Origin of the sequence: Tetzosporium hominis (genome assembly GCF_002265435.1) — a bacterium.
Lineage (GTDB): Bacteria > Bacillota > Bacilli > Bacillales_A > Planococcaceae > Chryseomicrobium > Chryseomicrobium hominis.
Window position 1 is genome coordinate 1 of record NZ_NOKQ01000068.1, and the last position, 244, is coordinate 244.

The following is a 244-nucleotide window of genomic DNA, read 5'->3' on the forward strand; positions in this document are numbered from 1 at the left end:
AGAGGATGTTGTTGCCAACCGCGGAGAAGACTTACGTTTCCCCATAAGTTCTTCCTCCGGTTTCTCCTCTCCCTTTGCCTTCTCCTTAACATGTTAAGGAATAGAAGGACCCCGCAGAAGTCTGCGGGGATTTTTTTATACAGCTATATGCCGATTTTATAATCGTATTCTTTTGCTTTATCAAGCTTTGACTCGAATTCCAATTTTAAAAACGGTTTATAAGAAGGCTCTACTTTTTTCACAA

The 244-nt window shown here is 40.2% G+C and carries 1 pseudogene; it reads right to left on the reverse strand.

From position 1 onward, the window contains the following. Positions 1 to 143: 143 nt before the first annotated feature. Positions 144 to 244: pseudogene (locus CF394_RS16010) on the reverse strand (YlbG family protein); the annotation flags it as partial.